This window comes from Streptomyces sp. NPDC056480, from assembly GCF_042795405.1.
Lineage (GTDB): Bacteria > Actinomycetota > Actinomycetes > Streptomycetales > Streptomycetaceae > Streptomyces.
Map to the genome: position 1 here is coordinate 23,931 of NZ_JBHTSA010000051.1, position 17,350 is coordinate 41,280.

A 17,350-nucleotide genomic window follows, 5' to 3' on the forward strand; every position below is an offset into this window, starting at 1 on the left:
CCATGAGCACGACCGACACGTCCGGTACGACGGACACCTCCGGTACGACGGAGCAGCAGGAGAACCTCGGCGAGGCCGGGGCCCAGCTGTCCACCGCCCCCATCGACGACCGCGTCGAGACGACGGTCGTCGGCGGCCCCACCCTCGGTGTCATCGGCTGGATCCGCTGGTTCTGGCGGCAGCTGACCTCCATGAGGGTCGCGCTGATCCTGCTCTTCATGCTCTCGCTCGGCGCCGTCCCCGGCTCCCTCGTCCCGCAGACCAGCGTGGACGAGATGAAGGCGCAGGCCTTCAAGGACGCCCACAAGACGCTGACGCCGCTGTACGAGAAGCTCCAGTTCTTCGACGTCTACAGCTCCGTGTGGTTCTCCGCGATCTACATACTGCTGTTCGTCTCCCTCATCGGCTGCATCGTGCCCCGCAGCTGGCAGTTCGTCGGCCAGCTCCGCAGCCGCCCGCCGGGCGCCCCCAAGCGCCTCGACCGGCTCCCCGCGTACACCACGTGGCGCACCGAGGCCGAGCCCGAGCAGGTCCGCGAGGCAGCGCTCACCCTCCTCAAGGGACGCCGCTTCCGCGCCCATGCGGCGGGGAACGCCATCGCGGCCGAGAAGGGCTTCCTGCGCGAGGCCGGCAACCTGGCCTTCCACGTCGCCCTGATCGTCATGCTCGTCGCCTTCGCCTGGGGCCAGCTCTTCAAGTCCGAGGGCGGCAAGCTGATCGTCGAGGGCGACGGCTTCTCCAACACGCTCACCCAGTACGACGACTTCAAGTCCGGCTCCCAGTTCGGCATCGACGAGCTGGAGCCGTTCAGCTTCAAGCTCGACGCCTTCGACGGCACGTACGAGAAGAACGGCCCCCAGCGCGGCACGCCCCGCACCTTCGAGGCGAAGGTCTCCTACTCGCAGGGCGGTACGGACAAGAAGGCCGTCATCCGCGTCAACGAGCCGCTCAAGGTGGGCGACTCCAAGGTCTATCTGATCGCCCACGGCTACGCGCCCGTCGTCACCGTCAAGGACGGCCGCGGGAAGACCGTCTTCCACGGCGCCGTGCCGCTGCTGCCCATCGACAACAACATCACGTCCACCGGCGCGATCAAGGTGATGGACGGCTACCGCGACAAGAACGGCAAGAAGGAGCAGCTGGGCTTCCAGGCCTTCTTCGTGCCGACGTTCGCGGGCGCCGGCAAGGGCACGATGTTCTCCCAGTTCCCGGCGCTCGAGTTCCCCGTCATGGCGCTCACCGGGTTCCACGGCGATCTGCGGGTCAACTCCGGTCTTCCGCAGAACGTGTACCAGCTCGACAAGTCCAAGATGAAGCAGTTCACGGACGCGTCGGGCGGCAAGCTCGCCCAGCGGATGCTGCCGGGCGAGACGATGACCCTGCCGAACGGCGCCGGCTCGATCACCTTCGAGAAGGACGTCAAGGAGTGGGCGAGCTTCCAGATCTCGCAGCAGCCCGGCAACGGACTCGCCCTCGCGGGCGCGATCGCCGCGATCGCCGGACTGACCGGTTCGCTCTTCATCCAGCGGCGCAGGATCTGGGTCCGGGCCGTGCGCGGTGAGGACGGCGTGACCGTCGTCGAGATGGCCGGCCTGGGCCGCAGCGAGTCCGCCAAGCTCCCCGAGGAGCTGGGTGACCTCGCGGTCGCCCTCACGGCGGACGCGCCCCCGGCGCCGGACGCCGATCCGGAGGCCGTACCAGCTGAGGCGGCACCCCCCGCCGTACCCGAAGACCCTGCCCCTTCTGGAGAGGCCGACAAGTGATCCTCGCCGCCACGACCAACGAGAGCATGGCGCGGATGAGCGACCTGCTCATCTACTCCTCGATGGCCGTCTACACCCTGGCCTTCTTCGCCCACATCGCCGAGTGGGTGCTGGGCAGCCGGAGCAAGGTCGGCCGTACCGCCGCCGCGCTCACCTCCCGCGCCTCGGCCGCCACCGCCGCCGTGACCGTCCAGGTCAAGCAGGCGGCCGGCGGCACGGCCGTCCTGGAGAAGCCGAAGGTCGTCACCCGTTCCGCGGCCGGCACCCGTGACGTCCCGGACGGCCCCGGCGCCGCCGGCGGCACGGTCAAGGGCGATCTGTACGGCCGTATCGCCGTCTCGCTCACCGTCCTCGCCTTCCTGGTCGAGGCGTCGGGCGTGGTCACCCGGGCGCTCTCCGTGCAGCGGGCCCCCTGGGGCAACATGTACGAGTTCTCCACCACCTTCTCGACGGTGGCGGTCGGCGCGTACCTCGGGTTCCTCGTCGCCAAGAAGAACGTGCGCTGGCTCGGCCTGCCGCTGGTCACCACTGTTCTGCTCGACCTGGGCATGGCCACCACCTGGCTGAAGACGCCCAGCGACCAGCTGGTCCCCGCGCTCGACTCGTACTGGCTGTGGATCCACGTCTCCACCGCGATCTTCTGCGGCGCGGTCTTCTACCTGGGCGCCACCGCCACCCTGCTGTACCTCTTCCGCGACTCGTACGAGAACAAGCTCGCGACCGGCGGGAACCCGGGCGCCTTCGCCCGCTCCGTCATGGAGCGGCTGCCCTCGGCGGCCTCGCTCGACAAGTTCTCGTACCGGGTCAACGCGGCGGTCTTCCCGCTCTGGACCTTCACGATCATCGCGGGCGCGATCTGGGCCGGCGACGCGTGGGGCCGCTACTGGGGCTGGGACGCCAAGGAGGTCTGGTCCTTCATCACCTGGGTCGGTTACGCCGCGTACCTGCACGCGCGCGCGACGGCCGGCTGGAAGGGGCGGAAGGCCGCGTACATCGCGCTCATCGCCTTCGCCTGCTTCCTGTTCAACTACTACGGCGTGAACATCTTCGTGAACAGCAAGCACTCGTACGCGGGCGTCTGAGGCGGCAGCGGGCCGTCTGGGCTGGCAGCGGGCCTGCCCTTGGGCGACGCTTGAGGTATGAGCGAGATACCCCGGGGCAGGTGCGAGACCCACGACGGGGACGCGCAGCTGCTGCGGTTCGCCGTCGAGCTGTCCCATCCGCTGCCCGAGGTCTGGGAGGCCGTCGCCACCCCCGAGGGCCTGGCGGGCTGGCTCTGCGCGGCGGACCCGCTGGAACCCCGGCTCGACGGCCGGGTCACCCTCCGCTGGCTGAACAGTGACACCGAGGTGTCGGGGCGGGTGACCGCCTGGGACCCCGAGTACGTGGCCGAGTACACGGTCGATCCGACGCACGGACGCATCCGGTTCCATCTGGAACCGGGGGCGCCCGGGGGCGGCGGGTCGACCGTGCTGCGTTTCACGAACGAACTGCGGGCGGACCGGGAGTACCGGCTGGACTGCCTCGCGGGGTGGCACGACCACTTCGAACGGCTCGCCGCCGCGCTGGACGGGCGCCCGTCCGACTGGGCCGCGTGGTCGCCCGAGCGGTGGCAGCACCTGCGTGACCTCTACGAGCGGGACGAGGCGCCCTGGCCCAAGTGGGTGCCGTAGGCGCGCCGCTACCCCCGCTTCGGCGGCAGGCAGGAGGTGGCCGGCGGCCTGCCCTCCGGCCAGGCGATCTGGACGAAGCGCTGCGTGCCGTCCTGGGCCAGTTCCACGATCGGGACCGCCTTGTTGTACGGGTTGCCGTAGTTGTCCAGGCAGATCCAGCCGCTCGCGCCCTGCACCCGCAGAGAGCCCTTGACCTGCGGCCACTGGGTGACCACATCGGCGAGTTCCGGGTACTGGGAGCCCTGCGGGGTCGCCTGGCGGATCGCGTGCACCGCCGTCGCCATCGCGTCGTACGCGACGATCGCCTGGCCGTCCGCGAGGGGCACCGGCTCCTTCGAGGCGCGGGCGATGTCCGTCACGAAGGTCGAGTACGCCACCACCGAACCGCCCGTCGCCGGGACCTTCCGTCCCGCCGCCGGCTTCCACGCGTCCGGGTGGGCGAGCGCCGCGTACCGCACGGTCAGCTTCGCCTTCAGGGCGTTCCGGTCGAGCTTCTTGTCCGCGCCCAGGTACGAGCCCTCGTCGCCGGTCAGGATCGTGAAGGCGCGGTCGACGCAGCCGCGCGAGCCGAGCGCGTTGATGAACTGGCGCAGCTGGGTGTGGCGGCCCGCGAAGAAGACCGTCTCGGCGCGGGTGTCACAGATCAGATGGGTGATCTGCCGGAAGGTGTTGGCGGTGGTGCCCTCGTCGGTGGGGTCGGCGGGCGAGGTGAAGAGCTGCGGCTCGTAGGGCGCGCCCTTGAGGGACGCGGCGAAGGCGGACTTGAGGGTGTCGGTGTAGTGGTCGCCGCTGCGGGTGTCCTGGACGAGGAGGGCCTTGGCGGCGTCGACGCGGCCGAAGCTCGCGAGGGCCTTGGCCTCGTCGTTGTTGGTGGGGGAGACGCGGGCGAGGCCGGGGTAGCGGTTGTGGCCGGGGCCCGGGCCGTTGGCGATGTCGTCGGCGGTGATGGTGGTGCCGACGACGGCGATCCCGGCACCGGTGAGGGCGGTCACCGACTCGCGTACCTCGGTGGAGGAGGTGGCGACGCCGGAGACGGCCCGCAGCCGGTCGGGGGCGCCGGTCATGGCGATCAGCCGGTCGACGGTGCCGCGCCAGTGGGCGTTGCCCTTGCCGGTGTTGGCGAGGACGAGGCGGATCTTCGGGGTCTCGCTGTTGGACTCGTGGTTGGCCCGGTACTGGTAGGCGTACGCGCCCTGGACCTCGTGCAGCACCTTGACCCGCATGCCGCTGTCGGTGGAGGTCAGCGGCAGGAGGACGGCGACGGTGGCGTACTCGCCGGGCTTGAGCGCGGCGTTCTCGGCGCCGATGGCCCGGGCGACCTCGGCGAGTTCGGGTATGCCGAAGGCGTGGCCGTCGCCGTTGACGCCGACGCACTCGCCGCTGCCCTCGGGTCTCTCGACCCCCGCGGCGCAGGAACGGTCCTCCGGGGTGGTGAGCCGGGCGACGGCGTACCCGCCGAGGCCCAGGACGACGGCGGCGGTGACGACGGACGCGACGAGTCTCTGGCGGGGGGTGCGGACGCGGCGCCGCAGCCGGTCGAGCGGTCGGCCGATGCGCGGGGCGGTCGGGCGGTCGGGCATGGCGTCAGACTCCGTCCTCGCGGCCCGGCGGCAGCGACGGCTCCCGCCAGGCACGGATGTCGCGCGGCCAGTGGGTGGCCGCGTCCCAGAGCGAACCGCTGCCCGTCAGATGACGGCCGGAGAGCCGGCGCAGTTCGTGCGCGAGGCGGTCGGCCACCTCGTCGTCGGGCAGTGCGAGCGGATCGGTGAGCAGCCATACGGCGTGCAGCAGTCGCCGTACGGACAGATGGAGTTCGGTGGCGTCGTGGTCGAGTCCGGGAGGGAGGTCGTCGGCCGTGCCGCCGCCCGTTCCCGCCGGTGGCCGTCGGCCCAGGGCGATCGCCCGGCGCGGGTCCGGCCCGGTCCGGCCGTACTCGCGGGGGTACGGGGCGGAGCCGATGAACCGCAGCCGCCCCAGCCAGCCGAGGACGTCCCGCTCCGGGAAGGTGAGCCGCAGCCGGGTGACGGCCTCCTCGGTGCGGCCGAGGGCCAGGTCGTGATGGAGGCGGTACGGGCCGGGCTCGGGGCCGTAGTGCCGGTGCAGGGTCTCGTGGACGGCGTGCCAGGCCGCGTACCGGGGATGGTCGCCGTCCTCGAAGCGGAGCCGGTGCAGGAGCAGGGCGCGCAGGAGCGGGTCGGCGATGAAATGGCCCGAGCCCGGTTCGGAGGCGGCCCAGTCCTCGGAGCGCAGGTGGTCGCGGACGCGCAGGGCCACGTCCCCGTCCAGGGACTCGCCCTGGAGCCGGGCGTGGGCGAGCATCCGGGCGGACTCCTCGTCGTGGGCGGCGGCGAGCACGGCGTACGGGCCGGGCCGCCGCACCGGGAGGAGTTCGGCGAGGAGGGTGGGGGCGACGGGCACCGGCGGGGTGTCCTCGCGGAGTTCCACGGTCAGGTCGAGCAGCCCGCCGGGGGTGAGGCCGGCCCGCAGACGGTCCGGGGCCTCTCCGGCGGCCCGGCCGAGGAGGGCGACGCCGAGCGGGCGGCCGCCGGTCAGCCGGTGGACCGCGCGGGCGAGTTCGGTGGGCGTCCGGCCGGCCGGGTCGTGCCGGTCGAAGGCGGAGCGGGTCTGGGAGGGGGAGAGCGGCGTGAGCTCCACGGCGAGGATGCCGGAGCCGACGCGGATGTCGCGCGGGCTGGGCGCCCGGTGCGCGGTCTCCGGCAGCCGGGTCCTGGTGGCGTTGCGCAGTCCCTCGTGCTCCCGGACCCGTGAGGTGGCGAGGACGACGACCCGGTCGCGGCGGCCCTCGGCGCGGGCGCGCAGGATCGGTTCGACGAGCTGCCGGCCGAGCGGTTCGTGGGCGTTGTCGAGGAGGACCAGCGGGCGGCCGATCCGGCCGCCGCGCCGGATCCCCACGTACGGGTGGAGGAGGTCCTCGGTCAGCGCGCCGACGAGGAAGCCCTCGGCCTCGGCGCGGCGCCGGCCGCCCTGCTCGAAGTCGATCGCGAGCTGCTGGAGCCCCGCCTTGCCGCGTCCGCCGGCGTTGCGATAGGTGCCGTACCAGCTCTCCGAGGTGCGCTGGAGACGGCCGAACACCTCCTCGAGGACGGTCTCCACGGTCGCCTCGGCAAGCAGTCCGGCGAGCGGGACGGTGGCCTCGGCGAACGTGGCGGCCAGCTTCGCGAGCACCTTGCCGACCCAGTGGGTGGCCGCGCCCCTGGTCGGGTCGACGGTCGCGAGCAGCGGCCCGAGCCGCTGGAGGTCGCGCCGGGCCCGCTCGTCGTCCTCCTGCGACCAGCCGAGCGAGGCGACCGCGACGAGCCCGAGCGACACCCGGGGGAACTTCACCGGCCGCGCGCCGAGCACCTTCGGCGACAGCTGTACGGCGAGCTCGGCGAGGGCCCCGGTGAGCGGGGTCCAGCCGGGGCCGTGGTCGGCGGGCGGCTCGATGTGCGCGCAGTCGAGGAGCGCCAGCGGCGTGTACCCCTTGTAGCGGTTGCGGACCTCCTTGAGCAGGGCGGTCTTGCCCGTGCCGCGCCCGCCGGTGAAGACGGTGACCGGCGGATCGTCACCGTGCTCGAACGGCACCCGGGAGGCGCCGTGCTTCGTGAGGCCGCTGAGGCGCGCGACCAGTCCGGCATCGTGCAAGGCCGCCTCGCGGCCGTACAGCTCCCTGTCCACGACCTGCCACCCCCGTCACAGTCAACTCAAGGATATCGACGGTGTGTTGGGAAAGCGGTCGGCTTTTCGAGTCTGTTCCGCACCTGTTGTCAGTCTGTGGCGATCGCGTCGAGCTGGGCCCGCAGGTATCCGTGCGACTCGATGCCGTGGATCGTCGTCCCGGGCGTGCACTCGTAGAAGTACACGAGCGACATCAGCTCCTCCGTGGGGGCGTCGGCCGGCGGCGGCAGCACCCGGTGGCGTCCCGAACGCCACCGGCCGCCGGTCCAACCGGCCATCAGGTCGCCGATGTTGACGGTGAAGGCGGCGGGATCGTACGGGGCGTCCTGCCAGCCTCCCGCGTCGGTGAAGACCTGCAGTCCGCCCTTGCCCGCCTCCCGGTCCAGGACGGTGACCGTGCCGAAGTCCGTGTGCGGGCCGATGCGGAACTGGCCCGGCTCCGGCTCGCCCGTCCGCTCCCGCCCCGGGTACCAGTTGACGTTGAAGCCGAAGGTGGGGTGCCCGGTGTGCCGGGTGAAGAAGTCCCGCTCCTCGCCGAGGGCCACGCCGAGCAGGTCCAGGACCCGGTCCGAGAGCGTCTTCATCTGCGCCAGATACGTCTCCACCAGCGGTTTCAGCTCGGGGATCTCGGCGGGCCAGGTGTTCGGCAGGAACCACTCGGCGTCCACGGCCGGGTCGCCGGTCGGTTCGTCCGCCGCGAAGGACAGCGACTCCTTCAGGTCGGGCGGCGTCGCCGTGCCCTCCGCGTACCCGTTGGCCTCCGCGCCGGGCCCGAGCCAGCCCCGGCCGCCGACCCGCACGGCGTACGGCTCCTTCGCGGCCGGCGGGAGGTGGAAGAAGCGGCGGGCGGCGGCGCGGATCCCGGCCCGGAGCCCCGGGTCGACGCCGTGGCCGGTGACCAGGAGGAAACCGGCCTCGCGCAGGGCGCGGTCGACGGCGGGCAGCTGCGGGGCCGCGTCGCGGGTCAGGTCGATGGTGGGGAGGGCGGCCGTGCGCGAGCCCCCGCCGCTCGTCACGCCGCTCGTCACGTGGCTCGTCACGCCGCTCGTCACCTGGCTCGCCTGTTCGCGCGTCCCCGCGCCCGTCTCGTCACTCATCGCCGATGTCCTCGTTCCAGAGAGCCGGCCGCTCGGCGATGAACTCCCGCATCAGCGCCGTGCATTCGGGGTCGTCGAGCACGAGGACCTCGACCCCGTGCTCCGCCAGCCAGTCGTGCCCGCCGTGGAAGGTCTCCGCCTCCCCGACGACCACCCGCGAGATCCCGAACTGCCGTACCAGGCCGGAGCAGTACCAGCAGGGCGAGAGGGTCGTCACCATCGTCGTACCCCGGTACGAGCGCTGCCGGCCGGCGGCCCGGAAGGCGGCGGTCTCCGCGTGCGCCGACGGGTCCCCGTCCTGCACGCGCCGGTTGTGCCCGCGCCCGAGCAGCGCGCCGTCCGCCCCGTACAGCGCGGCCCCGATCGGGATCCCGCCCTCGGCGAGCCCGGCGCGGGCCTCGGCGACGGCGGTCGCGAGCCAGCGCCGGGCGCTCTCCCTGCTGAGACGCTCGTCCATGCCGGGATCTCTTCCCCGGCACGGACGAGGCCTCACCTCAAGCGGCCCGCGTTACCCGTTCAGCGTCGGGTAGTCCGTGTAGCCGTGGTGGTCGCCGCCGTAGAAGGTTGCCGAGTCGGCCTCCGCGTACGGGCCGCCGGCTTCGATCCGGGCCGGCAGGTCCGGGTTGGCCACCCACGCCGTCGCGAGGACGACCGCGTCGGCGAGGCCCTCGCGGAGCGCCTCCGCGCCGGACTCCGGGGTGGCGGGGAACGACTCGGGGGTGGGGTGCGGGCTCAGCAGGAGCACGCCCGGCCATGCGGCCCGGATCAGCCGGGTGATCTCCCGCGTCACGATCTCCGCCACGTGGACGTACGCGAGCGGGGTCGCGGCCAGGGAGCGGGTCAGCGCGGTGTACAGCTCCGCGCTGTCGGTCTCGCCCATGCCGTTGAAGGTGATGGCGGGGGAGAGCCTGATGCCCGTGCGCTCCGGACCGATCGCGGCGGCGACGGCGGCCACGACCTCCTCGGTCAGCCGGACGCGGTTCTCGATCGAGCCGCCGTACGCGTCGGTGCGGTGGTTGGTGGAGTCGTCGAGGAACTGGTGGAGCAGGAAGCCGTTCGCGGCGTGGATCTCCACGCCGTCGAAGCCCGCCTCGACGGCGTTGCGGGCGGCGGAGGCGAACTCCTCCACGACCGCGGCGATGTCAACGACGGTCATCTCGCGCGGGACCGGGTGGTCGAGCATGACCTCGGGGGTGAACAGCTGCCCGCCCGAGGCGATCGGCGACGGGGCGATCGGCAGCGCGCCGTCGGCGTACAGGCTGGGGTGGCCGATGCGGCCGCAGTGCACCAGCTGGGCGAAGATGCGGCCGCCGGCCGCGTGGACGGCGTCGGTGACCTCGCGCCAGGCGTCGATCTGCCCGATCGTGTGCAGACCGGGGGAGTCGATGTAGCCGGTGCCGAGCTCGCTGGTCCCGGTCGCCTCGCTGATGATCAGGCCGGCGGAGGCACGCTGCGCGTAGTACTCGGCGGTCAGCACGGTCACCCGGCCGTCCTCGGGGGCGCGGGAGCGGGTCATGGGGCCCATGACGATGCGGTTGGGCAGGTCGAGCTTGCCGACGGTCAGGGGGGAGAAGAGCTTCTCCATCAGGGTGTTCACGTCCGTATCTCGGTTGGTCCGGGAGGGCCGGGGTGGTCCGGGCCCTCCGGGTGGTGAGGCCGACGCCGCAACCCTGCGGCCGCACGGGCAGGCCCATCAATGACGAGGATCGGAACGCACCTTTCGCGGCCGCTGAACGAACGGCCGGGCACCCGAGGATCGTTCAGGGCTGGTGATCGGGCTACCGTGTCCCCGTTACGGGGGAAATGCGCGGAGAACGCCGGTCGTTCACCGTGGCTGAACAATCGGGGGGAACGTCGTGGAACGACGCGAGATGGAGATTTTCCTGACACTGGCGGAGGAGCTGCACTTCGGGCGGACGGCGGAGCGGCTCCATGTGTCCAACGCGCTGGTCAGCCAGACGCTGAAGACGCTCGAACGGCGCCTGGGCGTCGCCCTGTTCGACCGTACGAGCCGGCGGGTGGCGCTGACGGACGCGGGCCGGCGGTTCCGCGACGACCTGGACCCGCTGTACCAGGGCATACGGGAGGCCGTCGATCGGGTGATGGCGGCCTCCGGCGACGTCACCGGCCTCCTGAGGGTCGGCTTCGAGGGCCACCGGGCGGGCATGGTGGTCCAGGCGGCGTCCGAGGTCTACCGCGCCAGACACCCCGGGACCCGCGTCGACGCCCGGGAGGTACAGCTCTTCCACCAGCGCGACCTGCTGCGCGAGGGCGAACTGGACCTCCAGATCACGCTCCTGCCGGTCCGGGACCCCGACATCACCGTGGGCCCGATCGTCTCCAGCGCGCCGCTGTATCTGATCACCGCCGTCGGACACCGCCTCGCCGACCGGGAGTCCGTGGTCCTGGACGACCTGGCGGGGGAGACCTGGTTCTCGCCGAGCGAAGAGGTCCCGGACTACGTCACCGACTACTACTTCCCGCGCCGCACACCGAGCGGGAAGACCATCCGGCGCAGCACACAGCGGGGCAGGACCTTCACCGAGCTCATCACGATGGTCGCGATGGGCAGGGCCGTGGGCGGCGGCAGCGGCAACGAGCTGCTCCACTACTACGCGCGCAGCGACGTGGCCTTCATCCCGATCACCGACGCCCCGGCGGTGAGCCACGCCCTGATGTGGGTGACGGGCCGCGAGGACAGCCGGATCCGCGCGTTCTGCGAGGTCGTGAGCGAGGTCGCGCCGAAGGTGCCGTAGGGCGCGGGCGGGACGGGGGAGGCGCGGCGGCGGCGCGGGCGGGGCGGCGGGCGCGATGGACCGCGGCGGCGCGGGCGGGGCGGCGGGCGCGGTGGACGGTGGCGGCGCGGGCGGGGCGGCGGGCGCGATGGACGGTGGCGGCTACCGGCTACCGGCTACCGGCTGCCTCCGCCCGCGAACGGGTTGCCGTGCCCGGCGGGCCGCTGCTCGTCGCCCGGAGGCACGTGGCGGAGCCTGCCGCTCTCGTCCGGCACCCGGGTGAAGCCGGCCGCTTCCAGGAGGGCCGCGGCCCTCCGGTGCGCCCGCCGGCCCCAGAGGACCAGAGCCGTGATCGCGGCGGCCTCCGCAGCCACCAGGACACCCGCGATGGTGAAGGCGGCTGCCCGGTCGTCGCCGAGCTCGAACCCGAACCCCACGGCGCTGATGGTGAAGGCCACGCCGATGTACGCGAGGGTCTCCAGCAGCGAGCCCCTCCGCTTGAGGTCGGACATCATCCGGGCCCGGAAGAGCGCGATCGTCCCGGCGTCGGGCACAGGGAGCTGGCCTCCCTCGGCCGCCCGGGGGTATCTTCTCCGGTTCTCCGCGGCCAGCTCCCGCGCCCGCGGACGGAGGTCCGGCTCCAGGTGCAGGGTGAAGCTGCGTTTCTCCGTCCGAAGGTCCGCGTACTCGTAGCCGAACTGCTCTGCCAGGAAGGCGAGTCGGGCGATTCCGTTGAAGGAGGTCCGGCGCGTGCCGAGCGCGACCGGCTCCCCGCCCGCCAGCAGCCGCAGCATCTTCCGTTCCAGCCTCTTGCCCACTGCTCCCCCTCGCGATCGGATCTCCTGCTCGTTCTCACACAAGAACGCGCGTGCGAGGTTCCGTTGGCAAGGTGATTGCCGCCTCGTGCGAACCGGCCCGGATCCAGCCTCAGGCTCCGGAGTCGGGGGCCGGTGGGTTGTCTGTCGAACCCTCCGGCAGCGGATCGGCGACGAAGGTCCCCTTGCCGTGGACGGTCAGGATCAGGCCGCGCTCTCGGAGCACCCGGGCGGCGCGGCGAACCGTGAGGTAGGCGACGCCGTACTCCTCGGCCAGGTCGCGTTCGGCGGGCAGGCGAGCGCCCGGGGTCAGCTCTCCCGCCGAGATGCGGGCGGCGATGTGGTCGGCCACCGCGAGGTAGATCAGCTGGGTGCCCTGTGGGTCGAACTCGTGGATCTCGCCGTGGTCGTACACACGACCGACGTAGGCATCGAGGACGACGCGGTGAGCCTGTCGCTGCTGGCCCACGCGCTTCCGGCCGCGCCCGAGCCGGAGTTCACGTCCCCGCGCTGCGTCGTCGGCCGCCACGGCCACTGCCGGGCCCACGCCCCCCGTGACAGCGGTGCGCAAGGGGTCGTGCACCTCGTGTGCGGGTGCTTCTGTCACCCGGCGCCCCACGTCAGGCCCTGACGCCCCGGACGAGCAGGGTTCCGGTGCGCCTGCCGGCCGGGGGTGGGATCACTTCGGCCGTCACCTCCGTGAACCCTGCCCGTTCCACGATCTCCGCCCACGTCCGTGGTTCATAGTCCCAGCGTCGGACGTACAGCGGTTCGTCGCCCTTCGTGGGTGGCTGCATCTGTGACGCCTGGGCGCCGTAACAACCCGTCAGGGCGGGCGGGGTGTGGGAGAAGGCGTACACGCCTCCCGGTTCCAGACCCGTGTGGACGAGCGGCAGCAGGTCGGCGGGATCGGTGAACCACGCGGCGCCGAAGGCGGAGTAGACGACGTCGAAGCGGTGCGGGGTGGCGGCGAGGAAACTCTCGGCGGTCTCCTGACGTACGTCGAGGTGGGGCCACCGGTCGTGCGCCTTCGCGAGCTGTACGGGGGAGATGTCCAGACCCACCGCGTCCGCGCCCACGGCGGTCAGGTGGGCGAGGTTGCCACCACTGCCGCAACCGAGATCGAGCACGCGCGCGCCGGCGGCGTCCCCGAAGACGTCCTTCTCGGTCGGCCCGTGGTCCGGCCACTGCGTCCAGTTGAACCACGTCTCCGCCCCGGCGGCGTTCCGCTCCTTGCGGCCAGACCTGGACGCGCCCCATACGTCCCAGGCCTCTGCGTCCTGCTCACGCATCCCTGCTCCCGTCCTCGTGGGTGCGCCCGCCCCGGCCGCTCAAGCGGCGGGGGCGGGCGATCTCATGGGCCGGCCGCAGCTACTTCTTGCCGCCCACCGGGCTGTCGGTGCACCCCGAGTGGCACTGCGTGCAGTCGGCGGGCTCCGGCCACAGTTCCTCGTCCACCTCGAACCCTGCCGCACGGATTGCCGCCAGGGTGCGGTTTCGGGCCCTCTCGGATCCGCCGTGCTCGGCGGTGTCAGCAACGCCCGGGTGGTGGTGCACGAACCGTCCCGCGTGCTGTTCACAGAACCGCTGGTACGCCTGGGTGCGGAGGAGGAAGGCGTGCCAGCCCCAGTCGACCGGCTCGGACGGGGACAGCGGCTCGTCGGTCGTGGTGCCCGCGATGAGGAACGCGATGGTCTGGCCGACGATGCGCTCGGCCAGGACCCGGCTCGTCTCGGGGTGCGCCTTGATGACGTCGGAGGTGAGGGCCCGCCACACCTCTCGCGTCAGGAACGTGCGGGGCTCGGCCAGGTGGATCCGGGGGTGCTCGAGCGAGGTCGTCACTTGCGTGGTCCCTTCCGTTCGGTGAGTCGCTGCGGGGACGCAGCGCCGACATGCGCAGACCGGCATCACGCTCGCCGCCAGGGGCGGACCGCCCTCACCCTCGTACAGGGTTCGAGGAACCGTGCGGGTCCCGTCTACTCGGACCGTGTAGGCGTCGATGCGGATCGGCATGGCCCTCATCCTCGGCGCCGGACACTGTCATTGCGGCGGCGGAGAAGACGTCATCCGGGCGTCGCTTGAGGGCGTCAAATCGGTGTCATCGTGGGCATGCCGGGGCTATCTTCGAACCATGACGACAGCGTCGACGAACGATGTCCTGCGGGCCGTGAGGATCGGCCTGCGCATGAGCCAGGACGACTTGGCGAAGGCGCTCCGCCGAGCCGGCGAGGAGCTGGGCGAACCGAACGAAGCCAGCAAGCGCCTCGTCCAGCGCTGGGAGTCGGGCACCAGCCGGGCTCCGCGCCCGGTATACGCCCGCGCCCTGGAGCACGTCACCGGGCGTCCCGTCGAAGCCCTCGGCTTCACCCTGCCCGTGCCGCAGGCGCGGGTTCACTCCGATTCCTCGGGAGGCCACGACATGGACCACAGCCCCGATGGTGTCCAGGCGGCCACCGCGACACAGCCGCCCCCGACAGACATGAACTACTCCGGCATCTGGCTCTCCCGGTACGAGTTCTTCAGCTCTTCCCGTGACGAGACGTTCGAAGGCAAGCACTATGTCGTGCTGCTCCAGCACGGCGCCAGGCTGACGGGCCAGAGCCTGCCCGGCGCGTCCAGCAATCCGGACAGTCCGCTCAGCCTGGACCTGACCATCGACCGCAATGTCGTCACCGGCTCCTGGATCGAGCAGACCGCCGCCGACGGCTATTACCAGGGGGCCCGCTACCACGGCGCGATCCAACTGCTGGTGGAGCCGACCGGCCGCCGCATGGCAGGCAAGTGGGTGGGCTTCGGCAAGGACTTCGACGTCAACACCGGACCGTGGGAGCTGCGACTCGTCGACACCTCCACGTCGAAGGCCACGCTCCAGAAGTACAGCGGCCCGCCCGAGTAGAGGGTGCGGCGTGCGGCAGCTCGGGGCTGTTTCCAGGTCGCTTCGCCGGCGGTCGGCCCCCGGCACCGGCCTCCTCCGATCGGCTGACGGTCGCGGTCCCACCGGCCCGGCGCCGGGAGGCGGGACGGCTCGTGGCCTTGGCTTACGGGGTGCTCCGCCGGTCGGCGGGGTGTTCCGCCGTTCTACCGAGAGGTCCTCCATGCGTTCCCTGCTGACCGTCCTCGCCACCGGTGCCCTCGTCCTCGGCGCCGCCGGCATCGCGAGCGCCGACGTCCACGTCGAGCTCGAGCCGGAGGCCTCGCACACCGTCGTCTTCGGCGACTGGCTCCAGTTCGCGCACGACGACGTCTTCAACGCCGGTCACGACAACACCGTCGGCTCGAACAACTGAGCCTCCTCCCGGACCGTTGCCCGCCGCGCGCGGCAGCGGTCCGGGAGGCCCCATCGGCTCCGCCGATCGCCCCCATCGGCAGCTCCCCCCACTGGCTCGTGGACCCGGATCCGGGCCGCTCGTAGCGTCGTCGTCATGAGAAACGAGACCAGGGGAACCGTCGAACTCACCCTCGCCATGGTGCTCTCCGGCACCCTCGGCATCTTCGTCGTGGAGTCGGGGGCGTCCCCCTTCGACGTGGTGTTCTTCCGGTGCCTCTTCGGGGCCGCCGCCCTCGGCGCGTACAGCCTGATCCGCGGCTACCTCACCGGGCACGGCTTCACCCCGAGGAAGCTCGGACTCGCCGCGCTCGGCGGGGTGTTCATCGTCTTCAACTGGGTGCTGCTCTTCGAGGCGTACGAGGCCACCTCGATCTCCTTCGCCACCGTCGTCTACCACACACAGCCGTTCTTCCTGGTGGTGTTCGGCGCCGTGCTGCTCCGGGAGCGGATCACCGCCGCGAAGTTCGGCTGGCTCGCCGTCGCGTTCGCCGGGCTCGTGCTGGTCTCCGGGATACGGCCCGGCGACACCGCCTCGCTCAAGGGCCCCGGGCTCGCGCTCGGCGCCGCCGTCCTCTACGCCCTGTCGACGATCATCACCAAGCGGATCACCGGCGTACGGCCCCACCTCGTCGCGCTCGTGCAGGTGCTCGTCGGACTCCCGCTGCTGCTCCCGTTCGCCGACTTCGGCGCCGCGTCCGAGCTCGGCGCCGGCTGGGGCTGGCTCGTCGGACTCGGGATCATCCACACCGGGCTGATGTACGTCCTCATGTACGCCGCGTACACCAAACTGCCCACCGCCAAGATCGCCGTGCTGGCCTTCACCTACCCCGCCGTCGCCATGGGCGCCGACTGGGCCGCGTACGGGCATCACATCGGGCTCGTCCAGGCCCTCGGCGTTCCGCTGATCGTCCTCGCCAGCCTCAAGGTCACCCTCGCTGCTCGGACACCAGTCGCCGCGCCTGCTCCACGAACAGACGGACATGGCCCGGAAGCCGCTTCCCCCGCCGCCACGCGAGTTGGGTGAAGAGGGTGAACGGGGCCTCCCAGGCCAGCGGGACCAGAGCCCCGCTCGACAGTTCCGCCGCGACGGCCACCCGGGGCAGCAGCGCCACCCCGAGGCCCGCGGCCACCCCGCGCTTCGTCGCCTCGATCGTGCCGAACTCCATGAACGGCGGCGCCCACTCCCGCAGCTCCGCCTCGAAGAGGTCGCGGTACGGGCAGCCCGGCTCGGTGCCCACCAGCTGCGCCCCGGCCAGATCCGCGGCGGTCAGCCCCGTACGCCCCACCAGGGGATGGCCGGGACCCGCCACCAGGACCAGGGGCTCGGGCGCGAGGACCTCCGACTCCAGGCCCTCGTGCTCGGTGCCGGGCTCCATCAGGAAGCCGACGTCGTACGTCCCCTGCCGCAGCGCCTGCCGGGTCTCGTCGCCGAGGGTGGGCCGCAGGGTGAGGCGGACACCCGGGTAGCGGTGGTGGAAGTACTCCAGGAGCGGCGGCAGCCGGTAGGAGGTGAGGGACTCCATGGTGCCGATGGCGATCGTCCCGGCCGGTTCGGCCGCGACGGCGACGGCGGTACGGGCCTCCTCGGCCAGCTCGCCCATGCGGAGGGCGTACGGCAGGAGCCGCTCCCCGGCCTCGGTCAACCGGATGCGGCTGCCGAGCCGCTCGAAGAGCTCCACGCCGAGCGAGGACTCCAGGGACCGGATCTGACCGGTGACGCTGGACTGCGCGTAGCCGAGTTCGGCGGCGGCCCGGGTGAAGGAGAGGACGGCGGCGACCTTCTCGAAGGTGGCCAGGAGCCGGAGCTCCATCAGCTCTCGGTGTCCTCGCCGCGCTCGCGCCGCCTCAGTTCCTCCTCGCGGCGGCGGAGGTCCGCCTCCCGGGCCCTGAGGTCCTCTTCGTCCGCCGGCCCGGTCTTCTCCTCGTCCGGCCGCCCGCTCTTCCCCTCGTCCTTGAGGGACTTCAGGAACTCGGGATTGTCGTCGGGAGCGACCCAGCCGCCCGCACCGCCCCGGGTCCGCGGCCGCCGGTCCTTGCCCGCGACGATCCAGCCGATCGCGCCGACCACGGAGAACAGCAGGACGACGATGGCCCAGACCGGCTTCGGAAGGTGCTTGACCTCTTCCTCCGGGGTGTTCAGGCAGTCGATGAAGGCATAGATCATCAGCGCCAGCGGGAGGATGAACAGCAGCGCCCTGAGCATGTGGGACAGCTCCCTGGAAGCAGAGAAGGGGCTCGTTTCGACCGCCCCGGTGACAGGC

18 protein-coding genes are annotated in these 17,350 nt (G+C 72.1%); 7 read left to right on the forward strand and 11 right to left on the reverse strand.

Features of this window, described 5'->3' with window-relative positions; all coding sequences use genetic code 11:
* Positions 1–2: 2 nt before the first annotated feature.
* From ACFQ79_RS22415 to ACFQ79_RS22425, 3 genes are read left to right on the forward strand one after another with little or no spacing between them, the layout of a single operon-like run.
* Positions 3–1,763, forward strand: a complete 1,761-nt coding sequence (locus ACFQ79_RS22415) for a cytochrome c biogenesis protein ResB (RefSeq protein ID WP_383586156.1) — start codon at positions 3–5, stop codon at positions 1,761–1,763.
* Positions 1,760–2,845 carry a c-type cytochrome biogenesis protein CcsB gene (gene ccsB / locus ACFQ79_RS22420; protein WP_383586158.1) on the forward strand — a complete coding sequence of 362 codons (1,086 nt, stop codon included), beginning with the start codon at positions 1,760–1,762 and terminating at the stop codon, positions 2,843–2,845. Before ACFQ79_RS22415 ends, ccsB begins: the two co-directional genes overlap by 4 nt.
* 57 nt (positions 2,846–2,902) lie before the next feature.
* Positions 2,903–3,436: an SRPBCC domain-containing protein gene (locus tag ACFQ79_RS22425; RefSeq protein WP_383586160.1), complete on the forward strand. Its 534-nt coding sequence runs from the start codon at positions 2,903–2,905 to the stop codon at positions 3,434–3,436.
* An 8-nt stretch (positions 3,437–3,444) separates the two neighbouring features.
* On the opposite strand, the gene ACFQ79_RS22430 is transcribed toward ACFQ79_RS22425, so the two are convergent.
* From ACFQ79_RS22430 to ACFQ79_RS22450, 5 genes are all read right to left on the reverse strand, one after another.
* Complete coding sequence (locus ACFQ79_RS22430) at positions 3,445–5,016, reverse strand: hypothetical protein (protein WP_383586162.1); 1,572 nt, start codon at positions 5,014–5,016, stop codon at positions 3,445–3,447.
* Between the two features lie 4 nt (positions 5,017–5,020).
* On the reverse strand, positions 5,021–7,114 hold the full coding sequence (locus ACFQ79_RS22435; RefSeq protein ID WP_383586164.1) for a hypothetical protein: 2,094 nt from the start codon (positions 7,112–7,114) through the stop codon (positions 5,021–5,023).
* Between the two features lie 89 nt (positions 7,115–7,203).
* The gene (locus ACFQ79_RS22440; RefSeq protein ID WP_383586214.1) at positions 7,204–8,130 is read right to left on the reverse strand and encodes an isopenicillin N synthase family dioxygenase; all 927 of its coding nucleotides are present in this window, start codon (positions 8,128–8,130) and stop codon (positions 7,204–7,206) included.
* 73 nt (positions 8,131–8,203) lie between these two features.
* Positions 8,204–8,668 carry a nucleoside deaminase gene (locus tag ACFQ79_RS22445; RefSeq protein ID WP_383586166.1) on the reverse strand — a complete coding sequence of 155 codons (465 nt, stop codon included), beginning with the start codon at positions 8,666–8,668 and terminating at the stop codon, positions 8,204–8,206.
* 51 nt (positions 8,669–8,719) lie between these two features.
* Positions 8,720–9,796, reverse strand: a complete 1,077-nt coding sequence (locus tag ACFQ79_RS22450; RefSeq protein WP_383586216.1) for an alkene reductase — start codon at positions 9,794–9,796, stop codon at positions 8,720–8,722.
* A 286-nt stretch (positions 9,797–10,082) separates the two neighbouring features.
* Here ACFQ79_RS22450 and ACFQ79_RS22455 point away from each other — a divergent pair, with 286 nt between their 5' ends.
* The gene (locus ACFQ79_RS22455; RefSeq protein ID WP_383586168.1) at positions 10,083–10,967 is read left to right on the forward strand and encodes a LysR family transcriptional regulator; all 885 of its coding nucleotides are present in this window, start codon (positions 10,083–10,085) and stop codon (positions 10,965–10,967) included.
* 155 nt (positions 10,968–11,122) lie between these two features.
* On the opposite strand, the gene ACFQ79_RS22460 is transcribed toward ACFQ79_RS22455, so the two are convergent.
* From ACFQ79_RS22460 to ACFQ79_RS22475, 4 genes are all read right to left on the reverse strand, one after another.
* On the reverse strand, positions 11,123–11,764 hold the full coding sequence (locus tag ACFQ79_RS22460) for a hypothetical protein (RefSeq protein ID WP_383586170.1): 642 nt from the start codon (positions 11,762–11,764) through the stop codon (positions 11,123–11,125).
* A gap of 109 nt (positions 11,765–11,873) precedes the next feature.
* Positions 11,874–12,128, reverse strand: a complete 255-nt coding sequence (locus tag ACFQ79_RS22465) for a winged helix-turn-helix domain-containing protein (RefSeq protein WP_383586218.1) — start codon at positions 12,126–12,128, stop codon at positions 11,874–11,876.
* 253 nt (positions 12,129–12,381) lie between these two features.
* The gene (locus tag ACFQ79_RS22470; RefSeq protein WP_383586172.1) at positions 12,382–13,053 is read right to left on the reverse strand and encodes a class I SAM-dependent methyltransferase; all 672 of its coding nucleotides are present in this window, start codon (positions 13,051–13,053) and stop codon (positions 12,382–12,384) included.
* Positions 13,054–13,132: 79 nt separating this feature from the next.
* Positions 13,133–13,603: a glycine-rich domain-containing protein gene (locus tag ACFQ79_RS22475; protein WP_383586174.1), complete on the reverse strand. Its 471-nt coding sequence runs from the start codon at positions 13,601–13,603 to the stop codon at positions 13,133–13,135.
* Between the two features lie 289 nt (positions 13,604–13,892).
* Here ACFQ79_RS22475 and ACFQ79_RS22480 point away from each other — a divergent pair, with 289 nt between their 5' ends.
* The 3 genes from ACFQ79_RS22480 (at position 13,893) to ACFQ79_RS22490 (ending at position 16,113) form a co-directional block, all read left to right on the forward strand.
* Positions 13,893–14,657: a multiprotein-bridging factor 1 family protein gene (locus ACFQ79_RS22480; protein WP_383586176.1), complete on the forward strand. Its 765-nt coding sequence runs from the start codon at positions 13,893–13,895 to the stop codon at positions 14,655–14,657.
* Between the two features lie 199 nt (positions 14,658–14,856).
* The gene (locus ACFQ79_RS22485) at positions 14,857–15,048 is read left to right on the forward strand and encodes a hypothetical protein (RefSeq protein WP_383586178.1); all 192 of its coding nucleotides are present in this window, start codon (positions 14,857–14,859) and stop codon (positions 15,046–15,048) included.
* Positions 15,049–15,183: 135 nt separating this feature from the next.
* A complete protein-coding gene (locus tag ACFQ79_RS22490) occupies positions 15,184–16,113 on the forward strand; it encodes a DMT family transporter (RefSeq protein ID WP_383586180.1) in 930 nt (309 codons plus the stop codon).
* Here the strand turns inward: ACFQ79_RS22490 and ACFQ79_RS22495 are convergent.
* Together ACFQ79_RS22495 and ACFQ79_RS22500 are read right to left on the reverse strand one after the other, a co-directional pair.
* The gene (locus tag ACFQ79_RS22495; RefSeq protein WP_383586182.1) at positions 16,016–16,900 is read right to left on the reverse strand and encodes a LysR family transcriptional regulator; all 885 of its coding nucleotides are present in this window, start codon (positions 16,898–16,900) and stop codon (positions 16,016–16,018) included. The two genes, ACFQ79_RS22490 and ACFQ79_RS22495, sit on opposite strands and share 98 nt — an antisense overlap.
* Entirely contained in the window at positions 16,900–17,292 is a 393-nt protein-coding gene (locus ACFQ79_RS22500) for a PLD nuclease N-terminal domain-containing protein (RefSeq protein WP_383586184.1), read from the reverse strand. Before ACFQ79_RS22500 ends, ACFQ79_RS22495 begins: the two co-directional genes overlap by 1 nt.
* Positions 17,293–17,350: the final 58 nt, after the last annotated feature.